Source organism: Paracoccus sp. PAR01 (assembly GCF_014851995.1).
Lineage (GTDB): Bacteria > Pseudomonadota > Alphaproteobacteria > Rhodobacterales > Rhodobacteraceae > Paracoccus > Paracoccus litorisediminis.
Window position 1 is genome coordinate 211,925 of the sequence record NZ_JACVAW010000003.1, and the last position, 14,712, is coordinate 226,636.

A 14,712-nucleotide genomic window follows, 5' to 3' on the forward strand; every position below is an offset into this window, starting at 1 on the left:
CCTTGGCGACGGTATATCCGCGCCATTCGAAAGGAAAAGCTCATGACCTATTATGCCAAGTCCGAATTCCTCCATGTCATGATGGAGCGCGGCTATCTGGCGGACTGCACCGATCTGCAGGCGCTGGACGACGCCCTCATCGAAGGTCCGGTCACGGCATATATCGGTTATGACGCGACGGCGGCCAGCCTGCATGTCGGGCACCTGCTGAACATCATGATGCTGCGCTGGTTCCAGAAGACCGGCAACCGACCCATCACCCTGATGGGCGGCGGCACCACCAAGGTCGGCGATCCGTCCTTCCGCAGCGAGGAACGCCCGCTGCTGACCCCCGAGGCCATCCAGTCGAATATCGACGGGATGGGTCAGGTCTTTGCCCGTTACCTCGATTACGGGGATGGCAAGGCCAAGATGCTGAACAACGCGGAATGGCTGGATAACCTGAACTACCTCGATTTCCTGCGCGACATCGGGCGGCATTTCTCGGTCAACCGGATGTTGTCGTTCGAATCCGTGAAGTCGCGGCTGGATCGCGAGCAGTCGCTGTCCTTCCTTGAATTCAACTACATGATCCTGCAGGCCTATGACTTCCTTGAACTGTACCGGCGTTACGACTGCCGCTTGCAGATGGGCGGCTCGGATCAGTGGGGCAATATCATCAACGGGATCGACCTGACCCGGCGCGTGCTGGACGGGGAAATCTTTGGCCTGACCTCGCCGCTGCTGACGACCTCGGACGGGCGCAAGATGGGCAAGTCGGCCGGCGGAGCGGTCTGGCTGAATGGCGCGATGCTGTCGCCCTATGAGTTCTGGCAGTTCTGGCGCAACTCGACCGATGCAGATGTCGGCCGCTTCCTGAAGCTGTATACCGACCTGCCGGTCGATGAGTGCAACCGTCTGGGCGCGTTGCAGGGATCGGAAATCAACGCGGCCAAGATCATCCTGGCCAATGAGGTCACGACCCTTCTGCACGGGGCCGAAGCCGCAGCATCGGCCGAGGCAACCGCGCGCGAAGTCTTTGAACAAGGCGGCGCCGGCGGCGATCTGGAAGTGGCCTTGGTCAGCACGGATGCCTTGGCCTCGGGCCTGTCGGTGGTGCAATTGCTGGTCCAGACCGGCATCGCCCCCTCGGGCAAAGAGGCCAAGCGGCTGATCGCCGAGGGCGGGCTGAAGCTGAACAACGAATCCGTCAGCGACCCCCAATTGGCCGTCGATGCGGCGCTGATCGGGGACGGATTGAAGGTCTCGGTCGGCAAGAAAAAGCACCGCATGGTGCAGATCGGATAAACGAAAGGCCGGGAGAAACCCCGGCCTTTTTCATGGGAGAGCAGAATGACCGACGACCCGAATCTTCACGATGCCGCCTGCCATTGCGGAACAGTCCGCTTCCGGGTGCGGCTGGCCGATGGGTTCAACACCATCCGCCGCTGCGACTGTTCCTTTTGTCGGATGCGCGGCGCGGTGGCGGTCTCGGCCCGGCTGGGCGATCTGGAGTTTCTGTCGGGCCAGGAAAACCTGACGCTGTATCAGTTCAATACCGGCACGGCCAAGCATTGGTTCTGCAAGACCTGCGGCATCTATACCCATCACCAGCGCCGCTCGGACCCCAGCCAATACGGCGTGAATGTCGCCTGCATCAACGGCGTCAGCCCGTTCGATTTCCCCGAGGTGATCGTAAGTGACGGGGTGCATCACCCCGCCGACGGGCCATCGGGAATCGCGGGCGTTCTGCGTTACTCGCCCGCCTGAGGCGACACGCGCCGTGCCGCTGCCATCACCCGGTCCAAGGATTGCAGGAACATCGCGCGATCGGCCTTGGTGAAGCCGCCGCCCTTGCCCTGATGGAACGGATCGGCGGCGCGGATATCCTGCATCAGATCGCGCGTGGCCAACCGCCCGCCGATATTGGCCAGCGTCAGCACCTCGCCATTCGACTGCACGACCTGCGCCCCAGCCTTGAGGCAGCGATCCGCCAGCGGAATGTCCGAGGTCACCACCACATCCCCCGGCCCGCATTGCGAGGCGATCCATTGATCGGCCACACCCGGCCCTTCGGGGACGATCACCAGCGACACGAACGGATTGGGCGACGGGCGCAAACCGCCATTGCAGACCAGCACCATCGGCAGGCGCAGGCGGGTGGCGACGCGTTCGGCCTCGGCTTTGACCGGGCAGGCATCGGCGTCGATGTAAAGGGTCGTCATCGGGGCGGCTCCGTTTGAAAGAAGCCCCGCCAAAGCGGGGCCTCCATGTCAGGTCGGTGAGGCAGGATCACTCCTGCACGGTCACCTTGACCATGAAGTCGGGCTCAACGACCGAGCCATTGGCGGCGGGGTCGCCCTTCTTGATGGCGTTCAGCACTTCCCAGCCTTCGACCAGTTGGCCGACGACCGTGTATTGCCCGTCAAGGAACTCGGCCGGAGCCAGATCGATGAAGAACTGGCTGTTGGCGCTGTTCGGGTCCTGCGAGCGGGCCATGCCGACCGTGCCGCGCTGGAAGCTGACATCGTTGAACTCGGCAGGCAGGTCCGGCATGGACGAGCCGCCCATGCCCGCACGCGCGGTATCCGCACCATGCTTGCCGAATTCCACGTCTCCGGTCTGGGTCATGAAGCCGTCGATCACGCGGTGAAAGACCACGCCGTCATAGGACCCGGCCTTGGCCAGCGTCACCAGACGTTCGACATGCTTGGGGGCCTTGTCGGTATACAGGTCCAGCACAATCTTGCCCTTGGCGGCACCCGAGGAATCCGCGACCTCGATCACCAGATTCGGACCCGGACCGTCGGTCACGCCCGGCAGACCCTCGGCGTGAACGGCACCTGCACCCAGCAGCAGTGCGGGGATCAGGGCCTTATTCAGCATCGGCAGCGACCTTGACCGAGATCATACGGTCGGGATTCGCCGGCGGCTCGCCACGGACGATCTTGTCGACATTTTCCATGCCCGAGATCACGCGGCCATAAACGGTGTATTGGCCATTCAGGAAATGGTTGTCGTTGAAATTGATGAAGAACTGGCTGTTGGCCGAGTTCGGGTTCATCGAGCGTGCAGCACCCAGCGTGCCACGGTCATGCGGCAGGCGCGAGAATTCCGCCGGCAGGTCCGGCAGATCCGAACCACCCGTGCCGGCGCGGCCCGGATTGTAGCCCGATTCCATGTTGGCATGTTCCACGTCGCCGGTCTGGGCCATGAAGCCCTCGATCACGCGGTGGAAGGCGACGTTGTCGTATTTCCCGGCGCGGGCCAGTTCCTTCATCCGCTCGACATGCTTGGGCGCAACATCGGCCAGAAGCTCGATCACGACCGGGCCGTCTTTCAGCTCGATGATGACCGTGTTTTCGGGATCCTTGATCTCGGCCATGGGACTCTCCTTCTGATGGCTTGGCGCAAAGGCATAAGCATTTCGTGCCGCCCACACAACGCCGCCATTGCCGGGCGGTTCACCGCCGGTGCAGGTTGACGAAAATATCAACTTGCGTGAAAACCGCGCACGGCTGCGTGAACAGCTCAGGAAAGGGACAAGCATGGCGGATTTCAACACGATCGACGACCTCGACCTTAACGGTAAGGTGGTCCTGACCCGCGTGGACGTGAACGTCCCCGTCGAAAACGGACTGGTGACCGACGCCACCCGGATCGAGAAGATCGTGCCGACGATCAAGGACATCCAGTCCAAAGGCGGCATTCCGGTCCTGCTGGCGCATTTCGACCGTCCCAAGGGCAAGCGTGTCGAATCCATGAGCCTGCAAATCGTGCTGCCCGCGCTGGAAGCGGCCCTTGGCCAGCCGGTGAAATTCTCGGACGAGGCCATCGGCGGCACCGCCAAGCGCGCCGTAGCCGACCTGCAGCCGGGCGATGTGCTGCTGCTGGAAAACACCCGCTTCTATCCGGGCGAGGAAACCAATGACGCGACCTTCGCCGCCTCGCTGGCCGCGCTGGGTCAGGCCTATGTGAACGACGCCTTCTCGGCCGCGCACCGCGCACACGCCTCGACCGAAGGCATCGCGCAATTGCTGCCCGCCGCTGCTGGCCGCCTGATGGAGGCCGAGCTCAAGGCGCTGGACGCCGCCCTTGGCGCACCGCAGCGCCCGGTCGTCGCGGTCGTCGGCGGGGCCAAGGTCTCGACCAAGCTGGACCTGCTGGGGAACCTGATCTCCAAGGTCGATCATCTGGTGATCGGCGGCGGCATGGCCAATACCTTCCTGGTCGCCCAAGGCATCGAGGTCGGCAAATCGCTGGCCGAACGCGACATGGCCGACACCGCCCGCGAGATCATGTCCAAGGCCAGCGGCGCAGGCTGCACCATCCACCTGCCGGTCGATGTCGTCGTGGCACGCGAATTCAAGGCCGGTGCCGAGAATCAGACCGTTCCCGCCGATGCCTGCCCTGCCGATGCGATGATCCTTGATGCCGGTCCGGAAACGGTCGCAAAGATCCGCACCGTGTTCGAAAGCTCGCGCACGCTGATCTGGAACGGCCCGCTGGGCGCGTTCGAAATCCAACCCTTCGACGCCGCCACCAATGCCGCAGCCCAAGAGGCAGCCGAACTGACCCGTGCGGGCAAGCTGATCTCGGTCGCGGGCGGTGGCGATACGGTCGCCGCGCTGAACAAGGCGGGCGTCTCGGGCGATTTCACCTTCATCTCGATGGCGGGCGGTGCCTTCCTTGAGTGGATGGAGGGCAAGGAACTGCCCGGCGTCGCCGCGTTGCAAAAGCGCTGATCGCGCCGTGATCTTGGGGGCCGCTGGCCCCCTTTTTCATTCCGCCCTAATTCGCGGCCGGGGCCGTGCCTGCGGGCGGAGCAGCAGCCGGGGCCGGAGCGGGCGCGGTCGGCAGGTTCCGTTCGATGTCGCGCGACTCGGTATCACGGGACAGCACATACATGAACGTGCCTGCCGCGATCACAAAAGCCAGCGCAAAGACAAGAAAGAAGGGCCGGTTCTGACGTACCTGTTCGGGAATGCTGTCCGGGTCTTCGTTGGCCATGGGTCTTTCCCCCATCTTGATGCCGTGTCATCGAAACGCTTGGTGCCCGATGCGGTTCCAGTAAGGCCACGGCGACGCGGAAACTTTGTGCGCCAGCCCCATGATGCGACATATTTTCACCGGAACGACAGCTTCGCGCGCTATGCACTGAAAAGTCAGCGTTGCTGTTAGCGCAACCCGAATTGCCCTTGGCCGTGGTTTTGTTAAGTCACGGCCAAACTGGATTGGAGTTTCAGATGCAGATGACCGATACTGTCCGCAAGATCCTCGCCAATTACGAAGGCGAGACCCCCGGCGTGAAAGCGCAATTGGCGCGCATGCTGATGACCGGCAAGCTTGCGGGCACCGGCAAGATGATCATCCTGCCCGTCGACCAAGGCTTCGAGCATGGCCCGGCGCGCAGCTTCGCTCCGAACCCGCTGGGCTACGACCCCCATTACCACTACCAGCTGGCGATCGACGCCGGTCTGAACGCCTATGCCGCACCGCTGGGCATGATCGAGGCTGGCGCGGATACGTTCGCAGGCCAGATCCCGACCATCCTGAAAGTGAACTCGGCCAACTCGCTGATGTCGGACACCGCTGGCAAGAACCAGGCGATCACGGCTTCGGTCGATGACGCACTGCGTCTGGGCTGCGCCGCCATCGGCTTCACCATCTATCCGGGTTCGGACATGGCGCTCGACATGTTCGAAGAGATCGTCGAGATGCGCAAGGAAGCGGCCGCCAAGGGCGTCGCGACCGTCATCTGGTCCTATCCGCGCGGCGAGGCGATCACCAAGGACGGCGAAACCGCGATCGACGTGGCAGCCTATGCCGCCCAGATCGCCGCCCTGATCGGCGCGCATATCATCAAGATCAAGCTGTCGACCGATCACCTGATGCTGCCCGAGGCCAAGAAGGTCTACGAGGCCAAGGAAATCGACATCGCGACTCAGGCGAAGCGCGTCGAGCATTGCATGCAGGCCAGCTTCAACGGCCGCCGCATCGTCGTCTTCTCGGGCGGCGCTGCAAAAGGCGCTGATGCGGTCTACGACGACGCCCGCGCGATCCGCGACGGCGGCGGCAACGGCTCGATCATCGGCCGCAACAGCTTCCAGCGCTCGCGCGAGGATGCGCTGGCCATGCTGCAACAGTTGGTCGACATCTATCTGGGCAAGGCCTGATCGCAGCGTCCCGCAAGGGAATCCGCCAAGAAACAAGGGGGCGTCCGCTGGGGCGCCCTTTTCCTTTTGGCCAATAAAGCCTAGGTTCTGCGCCAAAGAATGAAGGATGGGTGCATGTCGTTTTTCTCGAAGCTGCGCGACCGGCTGACGCGGTCCTCGTCGAAGATCGGCGCGGGACTGGACGATATCGTCGCGGAAGGTGCGGTCGAAAAGGATGACGCGCCCGAAGCGGCCGTGGCCGTCAGCCCTGCCCCTGCCCCCATGCCTGCCCCAGCGCCTGAACACGCACCCGAGCCTGAGCGTCCCGCGCCCCCCGCTCCTCAGGAACAGGCGGTACCACGCCCCGGCGTTCTGGGTCGGCTGTTCGGGCGCGGAACCAGTGACGCCGAACCCCGGCGCGAGCTGGACGACGCGATGCTCGAAGAGCTCGAGGAGATGCTGATCCAGTCCGATATGGGCGTCGAGACCGCCTTGCGCGTCACCGCCAATATCGCCGAGGGGCGACTGGGCCGCCGGGTCTCGGCCACCGAGCTCAAGGAACTGCTGGCCGATGAGATCGCCCGCATCATGACACCGGTGGCAAAGCCCCTGCCGATCTATCCCAAGCGCCCGCAGGTGGTGCTGGTCGTCGGTGTGAACGGCTCGGGCAAGACCACGACCATCGGCAAGCTTGCCAGCCAGTTCAAGGCGTCGGGCAAGAATGTCGTCATCGCCGCTGGCGACACCTTCCGCGCCGCCGCCGTCGAGCAGCTGCAGATCTGGGGCAAGCGCGCAGGCGTGCCGGTGATGACCGCCCCCGAGGGCTCGGACCCGGCCAGCCTTGCCTTTGACGCCATGACCCGCGCGGAAGCCGAAGGCGCGGATCTGCTGATGATCGACACCGCCGGGCGTCTGCAGAACCGTCAGGACCTGATGGAGGAACTGGCCAAGATCGTCCGCGTCATCCGCAAGAAGGACCCTTCGGCCCCGCACAACACCCTGCTGGTGCTGGACGCCACCACCGGCCAGAACGCGCTGAGCCAGGTCGAGACCTTCCAGAAGCTGGCCGATGTCTCAGGGCTTGTCATGACCAAGCTGGACGGCACGGCGCGGGGTGGCGTGCTAGTGGCATTGGCAGACCGCTTCGGCCTGCCCATCCACGCCATCGGGGTTGGCGAACAGATCGACGATCTCGACGCTTTTGACGCCCGCGATTTCGCGCGCGCCCTCGTCGGGTTGGATAGCTGAGCCCGGCTTTCTTCGTTTCTCAAATACCCCAGCAACCGCGCAACCGGCCCAAGCCTATGGCTTGACCGGATGCGCCGTGGTCGTGGTGGTCTCGACCGGCGCGACATTGCCCGATGCATCGGCAGCGGGCATCTGCACGTCCTGCGGAGGGGTGAAGGGGGCGGTCAGTTCGGCCGCCTTGGCCTTCTTGTCATAGATGCAGACATAGCGATCCGCGCCGCCATCGGGCAGCGTCGTGATCAGCAGCGCCGCGCCATAGTTTTCCGAGCCAAAGGGATTCACCTCGATCGCGGTTTCGCCTTCCGTCGGCGCAAGAGCCGTGCAGGTTTTTTCGACCTCGGCGCGGAATTCATCCCATGCCGCATCGGATGCGGCCAGCGCGGGAGTGGCGGAAAGGGCGATCAGCAGGATGGGCAGGCGCATGGTTTCCTCCTTGGACGTGCCAAGACCAACGCCCCCGCCCCCTGACGGTTTCTACAGACCCAGTCGGGTGGCGAAATCCCGCACAGCCGCCTCATCCCCGGCAGCGATCGAACGCAGCAGCGTCGCCTGAGACTTCAGGATCGGATCCGCCCCGATGATCTTGAGGTGGTTGGCGCGCAGCGTCTCACCCGAGGAGGTGATGTCGGCAATCGCCTCGGCGGTCAGGTTCGCCACCGTGCCTTCGGTCGCGCCCTGACTGTCGACCAACTGGTAATCGGCGACCTCGTGATCCGACAGCCATGCCCGCACCAGCCGGTGATATTTGGTGGCAATCCGCAGGCGGAAGCCATGCTCGGCCCGGAAGTCGCGGGCGATGGTGGCCAGATCGTCCAGATCGTCGCAATCGCTCCAGCAGGCGGGAACGGCAAGGATCAGGTCGGCATGGCCGAAGCCCATCGGGGCCAGTTCCTCGACATGGCTGCGCCAGCCAGCCAGCTTCTCGCGGATCAGGTCGGTGCCGGTCACGCCCAGATGGATACGCCCGGCGCGAAGTTCGCGCGGGATCTCGCCCGCCGAAAGCAGCACCAGCGAGACGTTTTCCGCCCCCTCGACCCGCCCGGCATATTCGCGCTCTGACCCGGCGCGCGACAAGCGCACCCCGCGTTCGGCAAACCAGTCGAAGGTCTGCTCCATCAGCCGCCCCTTGGACGGCACGCCCAGCCGGATCATGCGAGCCCCCCGAGTTCGTAGACAAGGCCGGGGCGGATAATGCCACCGACAGCGGGGATCGAGCGGCCCTGCGCATGCCCCAGTACCGCAGCCAGCGCGTCATAGCGTCCGCCCGAGGCGACCGGCGGCCAGTCAAGGCGACCGGGGGCGGCAAAGCTGAAGGTCATGCCGTCGTAATATTCCATCGTGTGGCGACCGTGGCTCGCGTCGAAATGCACCGCATCCACGTCGATGCCGCGCCGCGCGAGGTTCGCAAGATTGCGCTCCAGCCGGTCCACCGCCTCATGAATGTCGGGGATTTCCGAAGCCAGTTGGCGCAGTTCCGCCAGCGCCTGCGGCGCCGGGGCCTCAATGGCGAAAAGCCGCTCCAGACGCTCGACCCATTGCGGCGCAAGGGGCAATTCGCCGGCATCCGCCTGAAGCCGGTCGATGCGGGCCTGCATCTCGGCCTGCGAGCGCATGCCCGTCCAGATCGCCGGAGTTTCCGCGAAATTGCGCGGGGCGGGCGGGGCGGCAAAGCGCGCCAATTGGCGGGCAAAGCGTTTGGGTCGCCAGATATGGTGCAACAGCGCCGCGCGGCGCGCGCCCGACAGCGGCAGCGCGCGGACCGCATCCATCAGCAGATCCATGTCGCCCATGCTGGCCTGCAGCTTCAGCGGCGACAGGATGTCGTGGAACAGCGCGAAGACCTCGGCATCGGCATCGGGGTCGCGGGCAAAAAGCTCGAAACCGGCCTGCAGATATTCGTTGTCGCGCGGGTGGTCGGGCTGGCGTTCGCCATGGTCCTGCTTACGAAAGACCTCGCCCAGATAGCAGTAGCGCGCCGGTTCTGCACCGTTTTCCATATGCATCTGCACGACGGGCACGGTGAAGTCGGGGCGCAGCATCATCTCGCCCCGGATCGGGTCTTGCGTCACATAGGCGCGGGCACGGATGTCCTCGCCATACAGGTCCAGCAGCGTCTCGGCGGGCAGCAACAGGTCGGGCGCGACCTCCTCGGCCCCGGCGGCGCGGAACGCCGTCAGGATCTGCTGGCCGATCGCCTGTTTCTCGCGCTTGCTCATCCCAGAATGCGCCGGACTTCGGCGACCAGATCGGCGCGCGGAACCTCGGTCTGCGCGGGCTGGGACTTCCATTCCTCGTGGGTGGCCTCGGCGGCGATTTTCGCGCCCAGGATCAGGTCCTTGACCTGAACGACGCCGCGCTCGGCCTCGTCTCCGCCCTGGATGATGGCGACGGGGGATTGGCGTTTATCCGCGTATTTCAACTGGTTGCCGAAGTTTTTCGGGTTGCCCAGATAGACCTCGGCGCGGATGCCTGCGGCGCGCAGTTCGGATGCCATGGCGTAGTAATCCGCCATGCGGTCGCGGTCCATGACGGTGACGACAACGGGGCCTTGTTCGGTGCCGCCCATCAGGCCCTTGGCACGAAGTGCGGCCAGCAGGCGATCAACGCCGATGGACACGCCTGTCGCCGGGACCTTCTGGCCGGTGAAGCGCTCGACCAGACCGTCATAACGCCCGCCGCCCGCGACCGAGCCGAACTGCCGCTTGCGGCCCTTTTCGTCAAGGATTTCAAAGGTCAGCTCGGCCTCGAAGACCGGACCGGTGTAATAGCCAAGGCCGCGCACGATCGAGGGGTCGATCACCGCGCGATCCTCGCCCACGCCCATCGCGGCCAGCATATCCGAGATCTGCGCCAATTCCTCGACACCCTCGGCCCCGGTCGGGGATGCCCCGACAGCCGCACGCAGGTTTTCCAAGGTCGCGGCATTATCCGCGCCCTTCGAGGTCAGGAAGGCGATGACCGGATCGGCCTGTTCGGGGCGCAGGCCCACGCCTTCGATCTCGGCCCCGGATTCGTCCTTGCGGCCGGTGGTGAGCAATTGGCGCACGCCCTGCTCGCCGACCTTGTCGAACTTGTCGATGGTGCGCAGCACGTCATCGGCAGGCTTGCCGGATTCGACGCCCATGGCCTCAAGGATGCCGTTCAGAACCTTGCGGTTGTTGATGCGGATCAGGTAATCGCCGCGCTGTATGCCGGCATGTTCCAAGGCCGCCGCCAGCATCCCGCAAATTTCCGCATCCGCCGCCACGCTGGCCGAACCCACGGTATCGGCATCGCATTGGTAGAACTGGCGGAAACGACCCGGCCCCGGCTTTTCGTTGCGCCAGACCGGACCCATCGCATAGCGGCGATAAGGGGATGGCAGGTCATTTCGGAACTGCGCCGCGACTCGCGCCAGCGGCGCGGTCAGGTCATAGCGCAGCGCCAGCCAGTCGCCTGCACCACCGCCGGGAACCTCGGCCTCTTGCCAAGCGAAGACGCCGGCATTGGGGCGGTCCACATCGGGCAGGAATTTCCCCAGCGCCTCGACGGTTTCCACGGCGCTGGTTTCCAGAGGCTCGAACCCATGTCGATGGTATACTTCAGCAATGCGGTCGAGCATCTGCTTGCGCTCGGTCACATCTGCGCCGAAATAGTCACGAAACCCCTTTGGCGTCTCTGCCTTGGGGCGTGGTTGCTTTTTCTGATCTTTCGCCATGGTATGCCTCGGGCTTTTCCATGCGGGGGTCTAACGGATGGAGGATGCATGGACAAGCAGGCGCTGGAGAGAACCGAGCGGCTGGAAGAGGCTGTCGCCCATCTGACGCGGATTGCCGACGATCTTTCAGGGATCGTGGCCCGACAGGAGGGCGAAATCACCCGGCTGGCACGACGCATCGACATGCTGCTGGCCCGCGAGGCCGAGCGCGAGTCGGAGGGGGGAACGATTCCCCTGGCCGATCAGCGCCCGCCGCATTGGTAAGGTGAGGGGCGCTGCCCCTCGCCCCTTGCGGGGCTCACCCCGGGGTATTTCGCAAACGGTGAAGCGTTAGCGGCTGGCCGGGCCAAGGCGGGGGCCCGAGGGCGTCGCCGGTTCCGGCGCGGTCAGGGGCGGCTCGGTCGGGCGCTGGACCGGGCGCGGCATGGCGCGCATCGGCTGGCTGAACGGGGCGCGAACCGGAGGATCGGTCGCCGCCTCGTCTGCCGGAATATCGTCATCCTCGGGCTGGTCCGCGATGGGGTCCTCGGTCGCGATGGGCTGGATTTCCTCTTCGCCTTCGAGGGCGCGGCGGAAGACGAGGACATTGTGATAGACCGTGGTGCGGCCGGTCAGGCCTGCGCGCTCCTCCGAGGGGAGGGTCTCGGCGCGGACATATTCCCAGCCATCCAGCGCCATTTCGTTCAGGGCGGATGCGAGGGCGGCGGCGAAGCGTTCGATGCCTGTCCGGGCACCCTTGGTCTTTTCGCCGCGGGCCGGAGCCGGGATGACGGTGTATTCGTAGCTGGTCATGCGACTGCCTTTCCTTTGCCCCGCGCAGGTTAGGCGAGATGCGCGGACAAGGGAAGCGGGGGCGCACAACAGCAGCACGCCTTGCGCTGGATGCCAAGGTGCAGCGCGGACGCACGAAGCGCCGCGTTTGCGGGTGTTTTGGCTGTGGGTGGCGCGTACCGCGTGTCCACAGGCGGTACACTGTTTTATCAGCGGAAGGTGGTGACCCTGACGGAGATGCGCCAGGGCCGGGTTGCATCACTTCTTGCCAAGCAGATTGCTGAGCGTCGTGTCAAAGGCGATGCCGAGGGTGAAGAAGCCCTTCTCGGAACTGGAATCGTAGTAGCGCCCCTCGACCGAGACCGTATCGCCCAGACGGTGGACGATGCCCGCATTCCAGTGGGTGCGGTGGTCCAGCGTATTGTCGCCAAAGGCCGCGTCGATCACCGTCGTCTCGTTCACGACATATTCGGCCGTCGGGCCATAGTAATAGGCACCGCCGTTGACGCCGTCCTGCCGGGCATTGATCTTGGCGCCCAGTGCGAATTTGTCGGTCAGCGAATAGGCGAATTCGGCCACGATGTCGCTCGAGTCGTAGCCGTAATCGTCGTAGTAATACATGTAGTAGGACAGGTCGTAGCGCAGCTTGCCCGCCGTGCCGCGATAGCCCAGATAGAGGTCGATCTCGGCATTGTCGTCCAGACCAAAGGCCTCATAGTCGACCTGAGAGAACCAGACGCCAGCATAGAGGCCGCTGGCAAAATTGTGTTCGACATAGCCCTGAAGCGCGGGGCTGTGATCGTTCTGGCGCTGCGACCAGATCACGTAGTCGGAATCGAGGCTGAGCCCGACATAGGTTTCGCCCTCGGCCATGGCGGCCGCGGGAAGGAATACGGCAAGCGAAAAGGCCGCCAGATGCGCGGCGGATTTGAAATTCATTCTGTGTCGTCCCTGTTGCGCGATGATGCCGTCATTGCGGCATTCGGTTTTATTTCCGGGCGCTTACGGGAATTCCTTCGAACCCCCTGCGTCCGGATGGCAGGATGCGACACGCGCAGGGGCGGGTCTTGGCGAATTGCGCCAAGGACATAGGCTTCTTGCGCCAGATCAATGGCTTGAGGGGCCACGACGACGGCGGGCAACAGGTAATACTGAACTACAGGCTGCGGTGCTGGCCATTGGTCCGGCACCTTCAGAGCTTTCGGAGGCAAGTTTTGCGTTCCCATAGGAACCGCGCCAAAACCCTGCGTCCTGCCGATGAAAGGATGCCGAAAGCCCAACCGAAGCGAATTGCGCGAATGTGTAGGGTGCGCTTCTGCGCACCCTACGAAAAGGTCAGACGCCCAGTTTCTGCGAGACCAGATCCTGCACCGCCGCCGGATTGGCCTTGCCGCCGGTGGCTTTCAGGACCTGACCCACGAACCAGCCCGCGAGCTTCGGGTTGGCCTTGGCCTTTTCGACCTGAGCCGGGTTTGCGGCAATGATCTCATCGACGGCAGCCTCGATGGCACCAAGGTCGGTGACCTGCTTCATGCCGCGCGATTCCACGATCTGCGCCGGATCGCCGCCCTCGGTCCACAGGATCTCGAACAGGTCCTTGGCGATCTTGCCCGAGATCGCGCCCGAGCCGATAAGGTCGATCACGCCGCCAAGCTGGGCGGCGGAAACCGGCGAGGTCTCGACGCTCAGGCCTTCCTTGTTCAGGCGGCCGAACAGCTCGTTGATAACCCAGTTGGCGGCTTGCTTGCCGTCGCGACCCTGCGCCACCGCCTCGAAGTAATTCGCGTTCTCGACCTCGGCGGTCAGCACACCCGCGTCATATTCCGACAGACCCAGATCCTTGACGAAGCGCGCCTTCTTTTCGTCCGGAAGCTCGGGCATGTCGGCGGCAATGCCGTCGATCCACGACTGTTCGATTTCCAGCGGCAGCAGGTCGGGATCGGGGAAGTAGCGGTAATCATGCGCCTCTTCCTTGGAGCGCATCGAACGCGTCTCACCCTTGTCGGGATCGTAAAGGCGGGTTTCCTGCGTGACCGTGCCGCCATCCTCGATGATGGCGATCTGGCGGCGGGCCTCATATTCGATGGCGGCCTGGATGAAGCGCAGCGAGTTCATGTTCTTGATTTCGCAACGCGTGCCCAGATGGCTGAAATCCTGCGTTTCCTGATAGCGCTCATAGGCGCCCGGCGCACAGATCGAGACGTTCACATCGGCGCGCAGGTTCCCGTTCTGCATGTTGCCGTCGCAGGTGCCCAGATAGCGCATGATCTGGCGCAGCTTGGCGACATAGGCAGCAGCCTCTTCGGGGCCACGGATGTCGGGGCGGCTGACGATTTCCATCAGCGCGACGCCGGTGCGGTTCAGGTCGACGAAGGACATGTTCGGGTCCATGTCGTGGATCGACTTGCCCGCATCCTGTTCAAGGTGGATGCGCTCGATGCGGACGCGGCGGGCGACGCCGGGGGCCATGTCCACGATCACTTCGCCCTCGCCCACGATGGGGTGGTAAAGCTGGCTGATCTGGTAGCCCTGCGGCAGGTCCGGATAGAAATAGTTCTTGCGGTCAAAGGCCGAGCGCAGGTTGATCGCAGCCTTGATCCCAAGGCCGGTCTTGACCGCTTGGGCCACGCAGAATTCATTGATGACGGGCAGCATCCCCGGCATGGCCGCGTCGACAAAGGCGACATGGCTGTTCGGTTCCGCGCCGAAGCCGGTCGAGGCACCCGAAAACAGCTTGGCGTTCGAGGCGACCTGGGCATGGACCTCAAGGCCGATGACCAGTTCCCAGTCCTGTTTCGCACCCTGAATGACTTTGGGTTCGGGGGAGGTATAGGTCAAATGGTCAAGCATGGCACTTCCTTT

At 64.1% G+C, this 14,712-nt stretch carries 17 protein-coding genes; 6 read left to right on the top strand and 11 right to left on the bottom strand.

What is annotated here, in order from left to right:
- The first annotated feature begins 42 nt into the window (after window positions 1-42).
- The gene (gene tyrS / locus IB235_RS08550) at window positions 43-1,287 is read left to right on the top strand and encodes a tyrosine--tRNA ligase (protein ID WP_192336370.1); all 1,245 of its coding nucleotides are present in this window, start codon (window positions 43-45) and stop codon (window positions 1,285-1,287) included.
- A 45-nt stretch (window positions 1,288-1,332) separates the two neighbouring features.
- The gene (locus IB235_RS08555; protein WP_192336371.1) at window positions 1,333-1,749 is read left to right on the top strand and encodes a GFA family protein; all 417 of its coding nucleotides are present in this window, start codon (window positions 1,333-1,335) and stop codon (window positions 1,747-1,749) included.
- Here the strand turns inward: IB235_RS08555 and IB235_RS08560 are convergent.
- From IB235_RS08560 to IB235_RS08570, 3 genes are all read right to left on the bottom strand, one after another.
- The gene (locus IB235_RS08560) at window positions 1,734-2,204 is read right to left on the bottom strand and encodes a YaiI/YqxD family protein (protein ID WP_192336372.1); all 471 of its coding nucleotides are present in this window, start codon (window positions 2,202-2,204) and stop codon (window positions 1,734-1,736) included. The genes IB235_RS08555 and IB235_RS08560 overlap by 16 nt on opposite strands.
- Window positions 2,205-2,271: 67 nt before the next feature.
- The gene (locus tag IB235_RS08565; protein WP_155039684.1) at window positions 2,272-2,865 is read right to left on the bottom strand and encodes a peptidylprolyl isomerase; all 594 of its coding nucleotides are present in this window, start codon (window positions 2,863-2,865) and stop codon (window positions 2,272-2,274) included.
- Window positions 2,855-3,364 (bottom strand): peptidylprolyl isomerase, encoded by a 510-nt coding sequence (locus IB235_RS08570; protein ID WP_155039685.1) that lies wholly within the window; start codon window positions 3,362-3,364, stop codon window positions 2,855-2,857. The genes IB235_RS08565 and IB235_RS08570 overlap by 11 nt, the downstream gene beginning before the upstream one ends.
- Window positions 3,365-3,527: 163 nt before the next feature.
- On the opposite strand from IB235_RS08570, the gene pgk reads away from it, so the two are divergent.
- The gene (gene pgk, locus IB235_RS08575) at window positions 3,528-4,724 is read left to right on the top strand and encodes a phosphoglycerate kinase (RefSeq protein WP_192336373.1); all 1,197 of its coding nucleotides are present in this window, start codon (window positions 3,528-3,530) and stop codon (window positions 4,722-4,724) included.
- A 46-nt stretch (window positions 4,725-4,770) separates the two neighbouring features.
- On the opposite strand, the gene IB235_RS08580 is transcribed toward pgk, so the two are convergent.
- Window positions 4,771-4,989 carry a hypothetical protein gene (locus IB235_RS08580; protein ID WP_155039687.1) on the bottom strand — a complete coding sequence of 73 codons (219 nt, stop codon included), beginning with the start codon at window positions 4,987-4,989 and terminating at the stop codon, window positions 4,771-4,773.
- 236 nt (window positions 4,990-5,225) lie between these two features.
- Here IB235_RS08580 and IB235_RS08585 point away from each other — a divergent pair, with 236 nt between their 5' ends.
- Both IB235_RS08585 and ftsY read left to right on the top strand, forming a co-directional pair.
- Window positions 5,226-6,155, top strand: a complete 930-nt coding sequence (locus IB235_RS08585) for a class I fructose-bisphosphate aldolase (protein ID WP_155039688.1) — start codon at window positions 5,226-5,228, stop codon at window positions 6,153-6,155.
- A 114-nt stretch (window positions 6,156-6,269) separates the two neighbouring features.
- The gene (gene ftsY / locus IB235_RS08590; protein WP_192336374.1) at window positions 6,270-7,382 is read left to right on the top strand and encodes a signal recognition particle-docking protein FtsY; all 1,113 of its coding nucleotides are present in this window, start codon (window positions 6,270-6,272) and stop codon (window positions 7,380-7,382) included.
- 54 nt (window positions 7,383-7,436) lie between these two features.
- On the opposite strand, the gene IB235_RS08595 is transcribed toward ftsY, so the two are convergent.
- Genes IB235_RS08595 through hisS form a run of 4 tightly spaced genes read right to left on the bottom strand, consistent with a single transcriptional unit; the run spans window position 7,437 to window position 11,079 of the window.
- Window positions 7,437-7,805, bottom strand: coding sequence for a hypothetical protein (locus IB235_RS08595; protein WP_192336375.1), 369 nt, complete (start codon window positions 7,803-7,805; stop codon window positions 7,437-7,439).
- Between the two features lie 51 nt (window positions 7,806-7,856).
- On the bottom strand, window positions 7,857-8,534 hold the full coding sequence (hisG, locus tag IB235_RS08600) for an ATP phosphoribosyltransferase (protein ID WP_155039691.1): 678 nt from the start codon (window positions 8,532-8,534) through the stop codon (window positions 7,857-7,859).
- Window positions 8,531-9,598 carry an ATP phosphoribosyltransferase regulatory subunit gene (locus IB235_RS08605; protein WP_192336376.1) on the bottom strand — a complete coding sequence of 356 codons (1,068 nt, stop codon included), beginning with the start codon at window positions 9,596-9,598 and terminating at the stop codon, window positions 8,531-8,533. The genes hisG and IB235_RS08605 overlap by 4 nt, the downstream gene beginning before the upstream one ends.
- Window positions 9,595-11,079 carry a histidine--tRNA ligase gene (gene hisS / locus IB235_RS08610; RefSeq protein WP_192336377.1) on the bottom strand — a complete coding sequence of 495 codons (1,485 nt, stop codon included), beginning with the start codon at window positions 11,077-11,079 and terminating at the stop codon, window positions 9,595-9,597. The genes IB235_RS08605 and hisS overlap by 4 nt, the downstream gene beginning before the upstream one ends.
- 48 nt (window positions 11,080-11,127) lie before the next feature.
- Here hisS and IB235_RS08615 point away from each other — a divergent pair, with 48 nt between their 5' ends.
- Complete coding sequence (locus IB235_RS08615; protein WP_155039694.1) at window positions 11,128-11,343, top strand: SlyX family protein; 216 nt, start codon at window positions 11,128-11,130, stop codon at window positions 11,341-11,343.
- 66 nt (window positions 11,344-11,409) lie between these two features.
- On the opposite strand, the gene IB235_RS08620 is transcribed toward IB235_RS08615, so the two are convergent.
- The 3 genes from IB235_RS08620 to gatB all read right to left on the bottom strand — a co-directional run bounded on the left by IB235_RS08620 (window position 11,410) and on the right by gatB (window position 14,700).
- On the bottom strand, window positions 11,410-11,871 hold the full coding sequence (locus IB235_RS08620; protein WP_192336378.1) for a DUF4177 domain-containing protein: 462 nt from the start codon (window positions 11,869-11,871) through the stop codon (window positions 11,410-11,412).
- A gap of 237 nt (window positions 11,872-12,108) precedes the next feature.
- Window positions 12,109-12,789: a TorF family putative porin gene (locus IB235_RS08625; RefSeq protein ID WP_192336379.1), complete on the bottom strand. Its 681-nt coding sequence runs from the start codon at window positions 12,787-12,789 to the stop codon at window positions 12,109-12,111.
- A gap of 396 nt (window positions 12,790-13,185) precedes the next feature.
- The gene (gene gatB / locus IB235_RS08630; protein WP_192336380.1) at window positions 13,186-14,700 is read right to left on the bottom strand and encodes an Asp-tRNA(Asn)/Glu-tRNA(Gln) amidotransferase subunit GatB; all 1,515 of its coding nucleotides are present in this window, start codon (window positions 14,698-14,700) and stop codon (window positions 13,186-13,188) included.
- Between the last annotated feature and the right edge of the window lie 12 nt (window positions 14,701-14,712).